11 protein-coding genes and 5 tRNA genes are annotated in these 13,296 nt (G+C 70.6%); 13 read left to right on the top strand and 3 right to left on the bottom strand.

All coding sequences use genetic code 11. The features are described from left to right. Nucleotides 1–3,702 (bottom strand): nitrate- and nitrite sensing domain-containing protein, encoded by a 3,702-nt coding sequence (locus tag AB0G17_RS14050; protein ID WP_361380745.1) that lies wholly within the window; start codon nt 3,700–3,702, stop codon nt 1–3. A gap of 584 nt (nt 3,703–4,286) precedes the next feature. Here AB0G17_RS14050 and AB0G17_RS14045 point away from each other — a divergent pair. The 9 genes from AB0G17_RS14045 to AB0G17_RS14005 all read left to right on the top strand — a co-directional run bounded on the left by AB0G17_RS14045 (nt 4,287) and on the right by AB0G17_RS14005 (nt 8,322). After that, nucleotides 4,287–4,472: a hypothetical protein gene (locus AB0G17_RS14045; protein WP_361380742.1), complete on the top strand. Its 186-nt coding sequence runs from the start codon at nt 4,287–4,289 to the stop codon at nt 4,470–4,472. 135 nt (nt 4,473–4,607) lie between these two features. Beyond that, complete coding sequence (locus AB0G17_RS14040) at nt 4,608–5,381, top strand: fumarylacetoacetate hydrolase family protein (protein WP_283141362.1); 774 nt, start codon at nt 4,608–4,610, stop codon at nt 5,379–5,381. Then, nucleotides 5,374–6,858 carry a glutamate--tRNA ligase gene (gene gltX, locus AB0G17_RS14035; RefSeq protein ID WP_361380738.1) on the top strand — a complete coding sequence of 495 codons (1,485 nt, stop codon included), beginning with the start codon at nt 5,374–5,376 and terminating at the stop codon, nt 6,856–6,858. Before AB0G17_RS14040 ends, gltX begins: the two co-directional genes overlap by 8 nt. Nucleotides 6,859–6,991: 133 nt before the next feature. Beyond that, entirely contained in the window at nt 6,992–7,711 is a 720-nt protein-coding gene (locus AB0G17_RS14030; protein WP_361380735.1) for an HAD family hydrolase, read from the top strand. A gap of 89 nt (nt 7,712–7,800) precedes the next feature. Then, nucleotides 7,801–7,872 (top strand) — tRNA-Gln (locus tag AB0G17_RS14025). A 41-nt stretch (nt 7,873–7,913) separates the two neighbouring features. Beyond that, nucleotides 7,914–7,986: transfer RNA gene (locus tag AB0G17_RS14020), tRNA-Glu, on the top strand. Nucleotides 7,987–8,048: 62 nt separating this feature from the next. Then, nucleotides 8,049–8,121 (top strand) — tRNA-Glu (locus tag AB0G17_RS14015). A 33-nt stretch (nt 8,122–8,154) separates the two neighbouring features. Then, nucleotides 8,155–8,226, top strand: a tRNA-Gln gene (locus AB0G17_RS14010). A 23-nt stretch (nt 8,227–8,249) separates the two neighbouring features. After that, nucleotides 8,250–8,322 (top strand) — tRNA-Glu (locus AB0G17_RS14005). A gap of 90 nt (nt 8,323–8,412) precedes the next feature. On the opposite strand, the gene AB0G17_RS14000 is transcribed toward AB0G17_RS14005, so the two are convergent. Continuing rightward, a complete protein-coding gene (locus tag AB0G17_RS14000) occupies nt 8,413–9,060 on the bottom strand; it encodes a MerR family transcriptional regulator (protein ID WP_361380732.1) in 648 nt (215 codons plus the stop codon). A 97-nt stretch (nt 9,061–9,157) separates the two neighbouring features. Between AB0G17_RS14000 and AB0G17_RS13995 the strand changes: the two genes are divergently transcribed. Beyond that, nucleotides 9,158–9,640, top strand: a complete 483-nt coding sequence (locus AB0G17_RS13995) for a DUF4188 domain-containing protein (protein ID WP_361380729.1) — start codon at nt 9,158–9,160, stop codon at nt 9,638–9,640. A gap of 129 nt (nt 9,641–9,769) precedes the next feature. Here AB0G17_RS13995 and ndgR read toward each other — a convergent pair whose 3' ends face one another. Next, nucleotides 9,770–10,486, bottom strand: coding sequence for an IclR family transcriptional regulator NdgR (ndgR, locus tag AB0G17_RS13990; RefSeq protein WP_005311436.1), 717 nt, complete (start codon nt 10,484–10,486; stop codon nt 9,770–9,772). A 173-nt stretch (nt 10,487–10,659) separates the two neighbouring features. On the opposite strand from ndgR, the gene leuC reads away from it, so the two are divergent. From leuC to AB0G17_RS13975, 3 genes are all read left to right on the top strand, one after another. Then, nucleotides 10,660–12,084: a 3-isopropylmalate dehydratase large subunit gene (leuC, locus tag AB0G17_RS13985; RefSeq protein WP_361380725.1), complete on the top strand. Its 1,425-nt coding sequence runs from the start codon at nt 10,660–10,662 to the stop codon at nt 12,082–12,084. 6 nt (nt 12,085–12,090) lie between these two features. Beyond that, nucleotides 12,091–12,684, top strand: a complete 594-nt coding sequence (leuD, locus tag AB0G17_RS13980) for a 3-isopropylmalate dehydratase small subunit (protein WP_361380722.1) — start codon at nt 12,091–12,093, stop codon at nt 12,682–12,684. 269 nt (nt 12,685–12,953) lie between these two features. Then, the gene (locus tag AB0G17_RS13975; RefSeq protein ID WP_361380719.1) at nt 12,954–13,181 is read left to right on the top strand and encodes a hypothetical protein; all 228 of its coding nucleotides are present in this window, start codon (nt 12,954–12,956) and stop codon (nt 13,179–13,181) included. Nucleotides 13,182–13,296: the final 115 nt, after the last annotated feature.

Genomic DNA, 13,296 nt, shown 5'->3' with positions numbered 1-13,296 from the left:
CTATCGCTCCTGCTGGTGAGTGGGGTCCATCGAGAAACTGCCGGTCGACGGGCCGTTGCCGGCCTGCCGCCCCTGCTGGATACCCCGGCGGAGATTGGTCAGGCGGCCGCGCACGTCGTCGGGCGCACGCGAGACCTGGGGGCCTGCCTGGTTCTGCTGCTGTTGTGCGGTGCCCGCCACCAGATTGGCACGCGGGACCCGCTTGGGCAGACCGGAAGTGGTGATACCGCCGGCGGCGGGCTTGCGGGCCCGCTCGGCCTGGCGGACGAGTTCGTCGTTGGGCGAGGGCCGCCAGGAGCCGTTGCCGGCCGCGCCGTTGGCGTCGCGCTGGACGGGGGCGGGGCGGCGCTCGGCGCTCTGGGGCGCCGCGGCCGGGGACTGCGCCGGACGCGGACCACCCTGCTGGGGTCCGCCCCGGCCGGCCTGGCCCTGGTTGCCCTGGCCCTGGGCGCCCGGTGCGGGCTGCCCCGGCTGCTGGCCGTTCTGACCGCCCTGCTGACCACCCTGGCCGTGGAACCAGTTGGTCTCCAGGGTGTCGTACAGCGGCGTACGGCCGTCACCGGCGTTCGGAGCCGGCGGCAGTGCCTCGGGCTGCGACTGCCGCGGGTTCCCGGCGGCCGGACGCTGCTGCCCCTGGTTCTGCCGGGGCTGCTGCGGCGCCTGGTACTGCTGGGGCTGCGGCTGCTGCGGGGCGCGCGGCGCGTCGAAGTCAGGCCGGGCGAACTCCGAGGTGGCCCCGGGTCCCTGGCGGTCGTCCATCGGCGGGCGGGCGTACTGGCCGGTGTTCTGGCCGGTGCCGATGCCGTTGTTCTGGGCTGCGTTCTGGGCAGCGTTCTGGCCCGTGGGCTGGCCGTACGCGCCGGGGCGCTCGTACTGGCCGGTGTTCGACGGCGACTGGGCACCCTGCGGCGCGCCGAAGACGTCCGGGCGCACGAACTGGCCGGTGGACGAGGTGTCCTGGCCGGGCGGCGGCCCGTCGAAGTCGGGGCGGGCGAACTCGGCCGTGGAGCCGGGGCCCTGGCGGTCGTCGAGCTGCGGCCGGGGGTACTGGCCGGTGTGCTGCTCGATCTCCTCGTGGCCGCGCGGGCCGTCCTGCGCCGCCTGCTCGTTGCCCCAGCTCGCGGCCTGCGGGCGCTGTGGGGCGCCGCCGCCGGGCAGCTCGGCGCGCGGGGCGCCGGGCGGCGGGGTCAGCGGACGGTCGCCGCGGCGCGGGGCCAGGGGCTGCTGGGCCGGGGCGCCGGCGCCGAAGCCGCCGCCCTGGCCGAAGCCGCCCTGGTTCTGGCCCCGCTGGGGCTGGCCGCCGCCGTCGCGCGGGGGCAGCGCGGCACGCGGACCGGCGCCGCCGGCCACCGCACCGCGCGGGGCGCCCGTGCCGAGCCGGCCGCCACCGGGGCCGCCGGCCGGGCCGCTGCCGAGCGCACCGGCGAGACCGGCGCGGGCACCGGGGCCCGGGGTGACGCCGGGACGGCCGGCGCCGGGGCCCGAGGGGGCCTGCGACTGGGGGCCGCCGGGCTTGCCCGGGGCCTTCTTGCCGCCCTGGGCGACGTCGACGGGCAGCATGACGAGCGCCGTCGTACCGCCGGAGTCGGAGGGGCGCAGCTGGATGCGGATGCCGTGTCGCAGGGACAGGCGGCCGACCACGAACAGACCCATGCGGCGCGAGACGGAGACGTCCACGGTGGGCGGCGACGCCAGCCGCTCGTTGATCGCGGCGAGGTCCTCGGGGGAGAGGCCGATGCCGGTGTCGTGGATCTCGACCAGGACGCGGCCGTCGGGCAGCGCGTGACCGGTGACGCGGACCTTGGTCTGCGGCGAGGAGAACGAGGTGGCGTTCTCCAGCAGCTCGGCGAGCAGGTGCACGAGGTCGTTGACCACGCGGCCGGCGACGTCGGTGGCGGGCACGGCCGCCAGCTCGATGCGCTCGTACTGCTCCACCTCGGAGGCGGCGGCGCGGAGCACGTCGACCAGCGGGACGGGCCGGGTCCACCGGCGACCGGGCTCTTCACCGGCCAGAACGAGGAGGTTCTCACCGTTCCGGCGCATACGGGTCGCGAGGTGGTCGAGCTTGAAGAGCGAGGAGAGCTGGTCCGGGTCGGCCTCGCGGGACTCCAGTTCGGAGATGAGCGAGAGCTGACGCTGGATGAGGCCCTGCGAGCGGCGCGAGAGGTTGGTGAACATCGCGTTGACGTTGCCTCGCAGAAGGGCCTGCTCGGCGGCGAGACGCACGGCCTCGCGGTGCACGTCGTCGAAGGCCGCGGCCACCTGGCCGATCTCGTCCCGGGAGTGCACGCCGACCGACTCCACGGACGTGTCGACGTCCTGCGGGTCGGACTCGGAGAGCTGCTTGACGAGCTCGGGCAGCCGGTCCTGGGCGACCCGGGTCGCGGTGTCCTGGAGCCGCCGCAGCGAGCGGATCATGGACCGGGCCACGACGAACGCGCCGACCAGCGAGACGCCGAGGACGATGAGGATCAGGGCACCGTTGAGGATCGCGTCCCGCTGCGACTGGTCGCGCAGCTCGCGGGCCTTCTGCTCCATCTCGCCGAGCAGCGTCTGCTCGATGGTCTTCATCTGGTTGATCTTGTTGGAGTCCTGGTCGTACCAGTCGAGGTACGAGCGCTTGGTCTCCGTGGCGAGGCCGCCCTTGAGGACGCGCTGGGAGTACGCGTTGGCCGCGGTGATCTCCGAGTTGCCCTTGTCGAGCGGGGCCATCAGCTCTTCGGGGTTGCCGTGGTTGCTCTCGTACACGATCGAGAACGACGACAGTTCCTGGCGCTCGCCGTCCGCCGCCGACTTGGCGTAGAGGCGGTCGGACTCGGCGAGCGTGCCGGTCTTGTCCTTGGTCGCGGGGAGCGCGGCGGCGATGATCGCGCGCTGGATGGAGGCGTACTCCTTGGCGGAGGAGAACGCGGCCAGCGCACGGGTGCGCTTGATCATCTCCGGGTTGGAGGTGGCCTGCGCCATGTCCTGCGAGAGGCTGAGGAGGCCGCGGATGAGGCGGCTGTAGCCCTCGACGGTCTGGGAGTCCGAGACGTCGCCGTGGTAGGCGCTCTTGCGGATGTTGTCGAGGTCCTGGAGCTGGATCGCGATGGCCGTGACGTTACGGCGGATCGACTCCAGGGCGTCGTCGTTGTCCGGGTTGTCGACGTCCTGGGTGGCCGTCATGAACGACTGCTTGACGCGGTCGGTGGTGGACCGGGCCGTCTGGACCATGTCCGAGCCGGTCTCGGTGGCCAGCGGGCCCGCCGACTTGTCGCGCTCCTCCTGGAGCGCGGCGGCCAGCTCGGTGGCCTGCTTGGTCATGTCGGTGAGCAGCTGCATGTGGTCGAGCTGCTTCATGTCGTTCATCGACTGGTTGATGCGCAGCCCGCCGAGGGTGGTCGCGGCGACCACGGGCAGGGTCAGCAGCGCGACCAGTCGGGTGGAGATGCGCCAGTTGCGCAGGGCTATTCGCGACCCGGTGTCCACCGCCGGCTTCGGCTTGGGCGCGGCCGAGGGCTTCTCGCCGCCCGCGGCGGAGCGGCCGGTCGGGCCGGAGGGGCCGCCCTTGTCGTCACCGCCCGGCGAAGGAGCCGACGGATTCTGGGTGGCCCGGGGGTTCTGGGCGTGCTGGGGCGAGGAACTGACTGATGTGGGGCCAGTCCCGCCGTGCGGCTCCTGCTCCGCCGCAGCGCTGCCATCCCTCTTGAAACGTCCCTGCACTAGCGTCGCAACCTCTGGACCAGGCGTCCCCCCGCTCTGAACGGAAGGGACGGTGTCGGCGTCGTGGGGCAAGTGTGCGCCCCATGTGTTGGTCGTGAGTGACCGGCGCTTGTTGGACTCCCCCTCCCCGCCGCCACTCGGCGCTGCGTTGCGCCCCTGCGCGCCGGTCAGTGACCCGCGGCGGTGCGTGGAATTCCAGCACAGTGCCGGATCTCCAACAAGGCCCGTGTACCGGGCTGTGACCTGAGTGACACATTGTGATGACCGGGTCACAAGCCGTAGAAGGTATGCACGGATGAATCGGACTTTTACCCACGAGTCGCTTACGTGGGAGGAGCTACCCAGTCGCCATGATCAAGAGCGGAATGGAAGGTTCAGTGGTGCAATGTCCGTTTCGGGAGCCGGAGTTGATGGGCCGTAATGCCCGAATTGTTTACCAACTCGTGAGCAAACTCACATGATGATCGTCGCCTCTACAGCCGTTTGCCGGGAATTCGAATGTTTAGCCTGACGCTTTACAGGGATGGGCAATCCGACAACCGGCGCCGCCGCGCGCCCCGCAACCGACAGGGTCCGAACGGCAGATGAAGACGACGATGATGATCCGCACCATAGCCAACCCGCGCCGCACCACCCTGGCGCACCTCGCGGACGCCGAGGAGATGCAGACGGAGCTCCTGCCCGAGCACTCCCTCGACCTGCCGGCCCAGACGGCCAACCCGCGCCGCACCGTCCTGATGGACGCCCCGGTCGCCGCCACCGCGCCGTAACACCCGCGAGCGCCACCGCGCGGCGGTAACGCGACAGCGGTACGCGGAGGACAAAACGCAGGTCGTCCCCCTCACCCGCGTTAGCCTGGAGCGTCAGTCTCCAGCCAGCGACCAAGTGAGGGGCGACAGCATCCCGTGCGCATCGCCAGATTCTCCATCGACGGCAATGTCGCCTTCGGCGCGGTCGAGGACACCCCGCAGGGGCCGGTCCTCGACATCATCAAGGGCATTCCGTACGCCGACTTCGAGCTCTCCGGAACCAAGGTCCCGCTGAGCAAGGTCCGGCTGTTGCCGCCGGTGCTGCCCAACAAGGTCGTGGCCATCGGCCGCAACTACGCGGAGCACGCGAAGGAGCTCGGCAACGAGGTCCCCGAGGTGCCGGTCGCCTTCTTCAAGCCCACCACCTCGGTGATCGGCTCCGGCGACGCGATCGAGTACCCCTCCTTCTCCAACGAGCTGCACCACGAGGCCGAGCTGGCCGTGGTGATCGGCCGGATGTGCCGCGAGGTCCCGCGCGAGCGCGTCAAGGACGTCATCTTCGGCTACACCTGCGCCAACGACGTCACCGCGCGCGACGCCCAGCAGCGCGAGAAGCAGTGGGCCCGGGCCAAGGGCTTCGACACCTCGTGCCCGCTCGGCCCCTGGGTGGAGACCGACCTCGACCCGACGGATCTCACGATCCAGGCGACGGTCAACGGCGAACAGCGCCAGCTGGGCCGCACGAGCGACATGATCCGCTCCATCGAGGACCTGGTCGTCCACATCACCGAGGCGATGACGCTGCTCCCGGGCGACGTCATCCTCACCGGCACCCCCGCCGGGGTCGGCCCCCTCAACGTCGGCGACGAGGTCGCCGTCACCATCGAAGGCATCGGCACTCTCACCAACAAGGTGATCAAGCGTGGCTAACCCCCTGGACGCGAACATCCGCGTCCGTTTCTGTCCCTCCCCGACCGGCAACCCGCACGTCGGCCTGGTCCGCACCGCCCTGTTCAACTGGGCGTTCGCGCGGCACCACCAGGGCACCATGGTCTTCCGCATCGAGGACACCGACGCGGCGCGCGACTCCGAGGAGTCGTACAACCAGCTGCTCGACTCGCTGCGCTGGCTGGGCCTCGACTGGGACGAGGGCCCCGAGGTGGGCGGCCCGCACGCCCCCTACCGCCAGTCCCAGCGGATGGACATCTACAAGGACGTGGCCGAGAAGCTGCTCGCGGGCGGCTACGCGTACCACTGCTTCTGCACGGCCGTGGAGCTGGAAGCCCGTCGTGACGCCGCCCGTCTGGCCGGCAAGCCGTCGGGCTACGACGGCACCTGCCGCAACCTGAGCGCCGAGCGCATCGAGCGGTACCGCGCCGAGGGCCGCGAGTCGATCGTCCGCTTCAAGATGCCCGACGAGCCGATCACCTTCACGGACCTGGTCCGCGGCGAGCTGACCTTCACCCCGGACAACGTGCCGGACTACGGCATCGTCCGTGCCAACGGCGCCCCGCTGTACACGCTGGTCAACCCGGTCGACGACGCGCTGATGGAGATCACCCACGTCCTGCGCGGCGAGGACCTGCTCTCCTCCACCCCGCGCCAGATCGCGCTCTACAAGGCGCTGATCGAGCTGGGCGTGGCCAAGGAGACCCCGGCCTTCGGCCACCTGCCGTACGTCATGGGTGAGGGCAACAAGAAGCTCTCCAAGCGCGACCCGCAGGCCTCCCTGAACGTCTACCGGGAGCGCGGCTTCCTCCCGGAGGGCCTGCTCAACTACCTCTCCCTCCTCGGCTGGTCCTTCTCGGCCGACCAGGACGTCTTCTCGATCTCCGGCATGGTCGCGAAGTTCGACGTCAGCGACGTCAACGCCAATCCGGCCCGCTTCGACCTGAAGAAGGCCGAGTCGATCAACGCGGACCACATCCGCATGCTCGACGTGAAGGCGTTCACGGCCGCCTGCGAGCCGTGGCTGACCGCCCCGCACGCCAACTGGGCGCCCGAGGACTTCGACCGCGCCGCCTGGGAGGCCATCGCGCCGCACGCCCAGACCCGCGTGACCGTCCTCTCCGACATCACGGCCAACGTCGACTTCCTCTTCCTCAAGGAGCCGGTCGAGGACGAGGCGTCCTGGGCGAAGGCGATGAAGGAGGGCTCGGACGCGCTGCTGCGCACGGCCCGCGAGAAGCTGGACGCGGCCGACTGGTCCTCCCCGGAGTCCCTCAAGGAGGCCGTCCTGGCCGCCGGCGAGGCGCACGGCCTCAAGCTCGGCAAGGCGCAGGCCCCGGTCCGCGTCGCCGTCACCGGCCGCACGGTGGGCCTGCCGCTCTTCGAGTCCCTGGAGATCCTGGGCAAGGAGAAGACCCTGGCCCGCATCGACGCGGCGCTGGCGAAACTGGCGGGGTAGTCACCCGCGTACGACCCGAAGGGGCGGTGGCCGGACCGGCTGCCGCCCCTTCGGCGTCGTACCGTCGCCGCATGACCGGGGATTCCCCCGAACGCCCAGCCGGGGAGCGCGCCGCCGGGGTACCGTCGACGGCATGGCGACCCGGGCCGTCCTCTGGGACATCGACGACACGATCTTCGACTACGCCTCGGCCGGCCGCACGGGCATGCGCGAGCACCTGGAGGTCGAGGGGCTGCCCGCCGCGTACGCGTCGGTCGAGCAGGCGCTCGCCGTCTGGGACAAGCTCACCGCGTACCACTGGGCGAGGTTCGCCGCGGGGGAGACGGACTGGGAGGGGCAGCGGCGCGACCGGGTGCGCGCCTTCCTCGGCGCCGAGCTGAGCGACCCCGAGGCGGAGGCCTGGTTCGAGCGGCACCTGAACCATTACGAAGCCGCCTGGTCGCTCTTCCCCGACACCGTGCCCGCCCTCGACCTGCTCGCCCAGGGCTACCGGCACGCCGTCCTCTCCAACTCCTCCCTCCACCACCAGGAGCGCAAGCTGCGGGTCCTGGGCGTGCGGGACCGGTTCGAGGCCGTGGTGTGCGCGGTCGAGCTGGGGATCTCCAAGCCCGACGCCGGGGCCTTCCACGCGGCCTGCGACGCGCTGGGGCTCGCGCCGGGTGAGGTCGCGTACGTGGGCGACCAGCCGGACATCGACGCGCGCGGCGCCGTCGAGGCGGGGCTGCTGGGGATCTGGCTGGACCGCAACGGAGTGGGCGGGCGGCCCGAACTGATCCGGATCACCGGCCTGGAGGAGCTCCCCGACCTGCTGCGCCGCGATACCCGTTTTGGAGCGCCGGACACCTTCGGGTAATGTTCTTCCTGCGCCGAGGGGAGCGGGAAGAAAAGCCCGGAACCGAAAGCGCAAGCCGAGCAAGACTCCCAGCAGGGGTTGCGCTTTGGTGGCCTATGGTGTAATTGGCAGCACGACGGTTTCTGGTTCCGTTAGTCTAGGTTCGAGTCCTGGTAGGCCAGCTCGCAGAGCTCATCTGCACCGCGGATTCCAGATCCGCAAAGCCCCCGTTGTGTAGCGGCCTAGCACGCTGCCCTCTCAAGGCAGTAGCGCCGGTTCGAATCCGGTCGGGGGTACAGATCCTTCCCAGGGAGGCAGTCCGGGTCGCACCCGCTGGCTCTCATGCAGGATCGCTAGGGCCCCCGTTGTGTAGCGGCCTAGCACGCCGCCCTCTCAAGGCGGTAGCGCCGGTTCGAATCCGGTCGGGGGTACTGGTCTCAACCAGATATTGGTCTGAACCACCATGGGCTATGGTGTAATTGGCAACACTACGGTTTCTGGTACCGTCATTCTAGGTTCGAGTCCTGGTAGCCCAGCGCAGTAACAGCAGCACCAGCTAGCCCCCGTTGTGTAGCGGCCTAGCACGCCGCCCTCTCAAGGCGGTAGCGCCGGTTCGAATCCGGTCGGGGGTACGTGAAGAAGGGGCCCGGCACACACAGTGTGCCGGGCCCCTTCCGTGTGCCCGCTCCCCGCGCCCGGGGCGGCCCGTCGCCGGGCGGCGGTCACGGGCGGACGAAGCGCCGCGCCGACTCCTGCGCCTGGGCGAGCCGTCGCAGGCTCAGCAGCACCGGCTCGTAGAGCACGGTCAACGCCACGGCCGCCTCGACCTGTTCGGCGGGCGTCGCGTAGCGCTCCACCAAGTCCAGGTCGGTGACCGCCACTTGGGTCGCGGCCGCCGCGTACGGTGCCAACTCCTCGGTGCCGCACGGGTATCCGAGCCGGGCGAGCGCGGTCACCGCCGTCAGCAGGGTCCGATACGCGCCCGAGCTCCCCTCCGGGTCCGAGCCCCCGTACTGCCAGCCGAGCCCGTCGATCAGCGCGTCCACCGACGCGCGCGCGGCCTGTGTGTACGGGTCGCCGGGGCTGGGCTCCGGCGCGTTCGGCAGGGCCTCGACGGCCACGCCCAGGCGGGAGTGCTGGTCCAGGGAGTCGTCCTCCAGGGCCGCGAGCACCTCCTTGGCGGCGGCCACCGGCACCCGGCCCACCTGGATCAGGGCGCGCACGAGCTTGAGCCGCTGCAGGTGCGCCGTGCCGTAGTCGGCCTGGGTGGCCGTGACCCGGTCGCCCGGCGGCAGCAGCCCCTCGCGCAGGTAGTACTTGATCGTCGCCGCCGCGACCCCGCTGCGCTCGCTCAGCTCCGCCAGTCTCATTCCTCTTGCGCCTTTCTTTGGAGAGTGCCACTATCTAACCATCGGATAGCGGAACTATCCAATGCACGCCCAACCAACGTGTCACTGGGGGATCACCATGAGCGCCAAGCTGATCGAGGGACGCATGACCGCCGGCGCCGAGGGGGACGTGGTCGTCTTCCTCATCGGGATGCGCATCAACCGCTTCCGCTCGCTGCGCAGTTGGCTGCCGGTCACGTCCGCGATGCCCCGGATGCTGAAGGAGCTCGTCAAGGAGGAGGGGAGCGGGCTGCTCGGCTTCCAGCCCGTCCTGGCCGGGCCGCGCACACTGGCGGTGGTGCAGTACTGGGAGTCCAAGGAGAAGCTCCTGGCGTACGCGTCGGCGCAGGACAAGGAGCACCGCCCGGCCTGGGCGGCCTTCAACCGCCGGGCGCGCGGGGCCAAGGGGGCCGTGGGGATCTGGCACGAGACGTATGTGGTCCCGGCGGGCTCGTACGAGTCGATCTACGCCGGGATGCCGGAGTTCGGCCTGGGCAAGGCGACGGGCGTGGTGCCGGTCGGCCGCCGGGGCGAGCGCGCGGCGGACCGCCTGAAGGCGTAGCGCTCCGCCGGCCCTTGGCGGCGCGGTCCCGGCACCTGCTCCCGCACGGTCGCTCAGCGGCCCCGGACACGCCTCCGGCCCACCGCTGCGGCGTTGAAGCGGTGGGCCGGAGGCGGACGTGGGGCGGGGCTAGCCGTTGCGGCGCAGGGCCTCGGAGAGGCGGGCGGCGGCGTCGATGACCGCCTGGGCGTGCATCCGGCCGGGGTGGCGGGTCAGGCGCTCGATGGGTCCGGAGACCGAGACGGCCGCCACCACGCGGTTGGACGGGCCGCGCACCGGCGCCGAGACCGAGGCCACGCCCGGCTCGCGCTCGCCGATCGACTGGGCCCAGCCCCGGCGCCGTACGCCCGACAGGGCCGTCGCCGTGAAGCGGGCGCCCTGCAGGCCCCGGTGCAGCCGCTCCGGCTCCTCCCAGGCCATCAGGATCTGCGCGGAGGAGCCCGCCTTCATCGTCAGGGTCGAGCCGACCGGCACGGTGTCCCGCAGTCCGGACAGCCGCTCGGCCGCCGCCACGCAGATCCGCATGTCGCCCTGGCGACGGTAGAGCTGCGCGCTCTCGCCCGTCACGTCGCGCAGATGCGTGAGCACGGGGCCTGCCGTGGCCAGCAGGCGGTCCTCGCCGGCCGCGGCCGCGAGCTCCGCGAGCCGCGGGCCGAGGATGAACCGGCCCTGCATGTCCCTCGCCACCATCCGGTGGTGTTCCAGTGCCACGGCAAGGCGGTGTGCCGTGGGTCGTGCGAGCCCGGTGGCCGCGACCAACCCCGCGAGGGTGGCCGGACCGGACTCCAGGGCGCTCAGGACGAGAGCCGCCTTGTCGAGAACGCCGACGCCGCTAGAGTTGTCCATGAAACGATACTCGCGTCTCACTCTGTGAAACGCAAGTTCAATTTTCTCCGGAACTTGCGAACCTGTACTGGCGGTCCGCACAACGGTCCGCAGCCACCGTCCGGTCCCGGGGGCCCGGGCGGAGCACCCGGTCTCTAGTTGGGCCGGCGACGACGCCGGCCGGAGGGAAAGCGATGGGTAGGACACTCGCGGAGAAGGTCTGGGACGACCATGTCGTCAGGCGCGCCGAGGGCGAGCCCGACCTCCTCTTCATCGATCTGCACCTGCTGCACGAGGTGACCAGCCCGCAGGCCTTCGACGGTCTGCGCAAGAGCGGCCGCCCGGTCCGGCGCCTCGACCTCACCATCGCGACCGAGGACCACAACACCCCGACCATCGACATCGACAAGCCCATCGCCGACCCGGTCTCCCGGGCCCAGCTGGAGACGCTGCGCAAGAACTGCGCCGAGTTCGGCGTACGGCTGCACCCGCTCGGCGACGTCGAGCAGGGCGTCGTCCACGTGGTGGGACCGCAGCTGGGGCTGACCCAGCCCGGCACCACCGTGGTCTGCGGTGACTCGCACACCTCCACGCACGGCGCCTTCGGAGCCCTGGCGTTCGGGATCGGCACCTCACAGGTAGAGCATGTGCTCGCCACCCAGACCCTGCCACTGGCGCCCTTCAAGACCATGGCCATCACCGTCGACGGCGAGCTGCCCGACGGCGTCACCGCCAAGGACCTGATCCTGGCCATCATCGCCAGGATCGGCACCGGCGGCGGCCAGGGCTATGTGCTGGAATACCGCGGCTCAGCCATCGAGAAGCTCTCGATGGAGGCCCGGATGACCATCTGCAACATGTCGATCGAGGCCGGCGCCCGGGCAGGCATGATCGCCCCCGACAAGACCACGTTCGACTACCTGGAGGGCCGCGCGCACGCCCCCGAGGGCGCGGACTGGGACGCGGCGGTCGCGTACTGGCAGACCCTGAAGACGGACGAGGACGCGGTCTTCGACGCCGAGGTGGTCATCGACGCCACCGAGCTCTCGCCGTTCGTCACCTGGGGCACCAACCCGGGCCAGGGCGCACCGCTTTCGGCCTCCGTCCCCGACCCGGCTTCGTACGAAGACGCTTCGGAGCGCCTGGCCGCCGAAAAGGCCCTGGAGTACATGGGGTTGACCGCGGGGCAGCCGCTGCGCGCCATCGACGTCGACACCGTCTTCGTAGGTTCGTGCACCAACGGCCGCATCGAGGACCTGCGCTCGGCCGCCTCGATCCTGGAGGGCCGCAAAGTCGCCGACGGCGTACGGATGCTGGTCGTCCCGGGCTCGGTCCGGGTCGCCCTGCAGGCCGTCGAGGAGGGCCTGGACAAGGTCTTCACCGCCGCCGGCGCCGAATGGCGCCACGCGGGCTGCTCGATGTGCCTGGGTATGAACCCGGACCAGCTGGCCCCCGGTGAGCGCTCCGCCTCCACCTCCAACCGCAACTTCGAGGGCAGGCAGGGCAAGGGCGGCCGTACCCACCTGGTCTCCCCGCAGGTCGCGGCCGCGACAGCGGTTCTCGGCCATCTGGCCTCGCCCGCCGACCTCACCGACGCCCGTACGCCCGCTGGAGTCTGATCAGCCATGGAAGCATTCACCACGCACACCGGCCGGGCCGTCCCGCTGCGCCGCTCCAACGTCGACACCGACCAGATCATCCCGGCCCACTGGCTGAAGAAGGTCACCAGGGACGGCTTCGAGGACGGACTCTTCGAGGCCTGGCGCAAGGACCCGTCCTTCATCCTGAACAAGCCGGAGCGCCAGGGGGCGTCGGTGCTGGTCGCGGGCCCCGACTTCGGTACGGGATCGTCGCGCGAGCACGCCGTGTGGGCGCTGCAGAACTTCGGCTTCAAAACCGTGATCTCGTCCCGGTTCGCCGATATCTTCCGGGGCAACTCGCTGAAGAACGGGCTGCTCACGGTGGTTCTCGACCAGAAAGTCGTGGACGCGCTCTGGGAGCTGACGGAGAGCGACCCGAACGCCGAGATCACGGTGGACCTCCAGGACCGCCAGGTCCGCGCCGAAGGCATCACGGCGGACTTCGAACTCGACGAGAACGCCCGCTGGCGGCTGCTGAACGGCCTGGACGACATCAGCATCACCCTGCAGAACGAGCCGGACATCGCCGCGTACGAGGCGAAGCGCCCCTCCCACAAGCCCAGCACCTCGCTGGCCTGAGGCTTTCGTCGGCGGCTTTCGAAGGCCGGAAGCCGCCTGCCCGGCGGGTCTTCGGCAGTCTTTCGGCCCAACACGCCCCCTGTCTTTCGGGACAGGGGGTGTGTTGCGTTGTGGGGTGTCAGGGTGGCGTCAACTAGCCTAGGCTGCACAGCAGATGGCCTGATTGGGACTTGCGCGATCGATGGTCGTTGGGGAGCCGGAAGCCACCCGGAATCCCTCAGTTGCCCCCGCCGGAGGCGACAACTCGCCCCAGATGGCACAATCGGCGCATGGAACGCGACAGCCAACTCGAGCTCTACCGGGTCGTCGCGGACCGACTGAAAGAAGCGCACACAGTGGTGCGCGAACTGCAAGTCCCGGAGGGCGTACGGATGGCGCTGTCCCGGAAGCTGCTGGTCATCACAGCGGCTGCCAAACACGATCTCGCCGATGCGGCAAGGCGTCTGGACCGGTTGATGAAGGACCTCGACGAGGGCCGATTCCCCGAAGACGACTGAGTCACAAGGAGTTCGGCGAAGCCGACTTCGTTGCGGCAGGAGGGTGATTAGCCCGTTTCGTGTTTGATTTGCGGTATATATCTGCCTAACGTGCGAAAAAGCCAGAACAGATTCG

It is taken from the genome of Streptomyces sp. NPDC023838, from assembly GCF_040639555.1.
Classification (GTDB): Bacteria; Actinomycetota; Actinomycetes; order Streptomycetales; family Streptomycetaceae; genus Streptomyces.
Note: the sequence above shows the minus strand (reverse complement) of the source record. Positions and strands in the feature narration are given on the sequence as shown.

Bases quoted from the DNA above. Each gene is read 5' to 3' on its own strand.
- AB0G17_RS14045 (WP_361380742.1), top strand. From the start codon at position 4,287: ATGAAGACGACGATGATGATCCGCACCATAGCCAACCCGCGCCGCACC.
- AB0G17_RS14030 (WP_361380735.1), top strand. From the start codon at position 6,992: ATGGCGACCCGGGCCGTCCTCTGGGACATCGACGACACGATCTTCGAC.
- AB0G17_RS14000 (WP_361380732.1), bottom strand. From the start codon at position 9,060: ATGAGACTGGCGGAGCTGAGCGAGCGCAGCGGGGTCGCGGCGGCGACG.
- AB0G17_RS13995 (WP_361380729.1), top strand. From the start codon at position 9,158: ATGAGCGCCAAGCTGATCGAGGGACGCATGACCGCCGGCGCCGAGGGG.
- ndgR (WP_005311436.1), bottom strand. From the start codon at position 10,486: ATGGACAACTCTAGCGGCGTCGGCGTTCTCGACAAGGCGGCTCTCGTC.
- leuC (WP_361380725.1), top strand. From the start codon at position 10,660: ATGGGTAGGACACTCGCGGAGAAGGTCTGGGACGACCATGTCGTCAGG.
- leuD (WP_361380722.1), top strand. From the start codon at position 12,091: ATGGAAGCATTCACCACGCACACCGGCCGGGCCGTCCCGCTGCGCCGC.
- AB0G17_RS13975 (WP_361380719.1), top strand. From the start codon at position 12,954: ATGGAACGCGACAGCCAACTCGAGCTCTACCGGGTCGTCGCGGACCGA.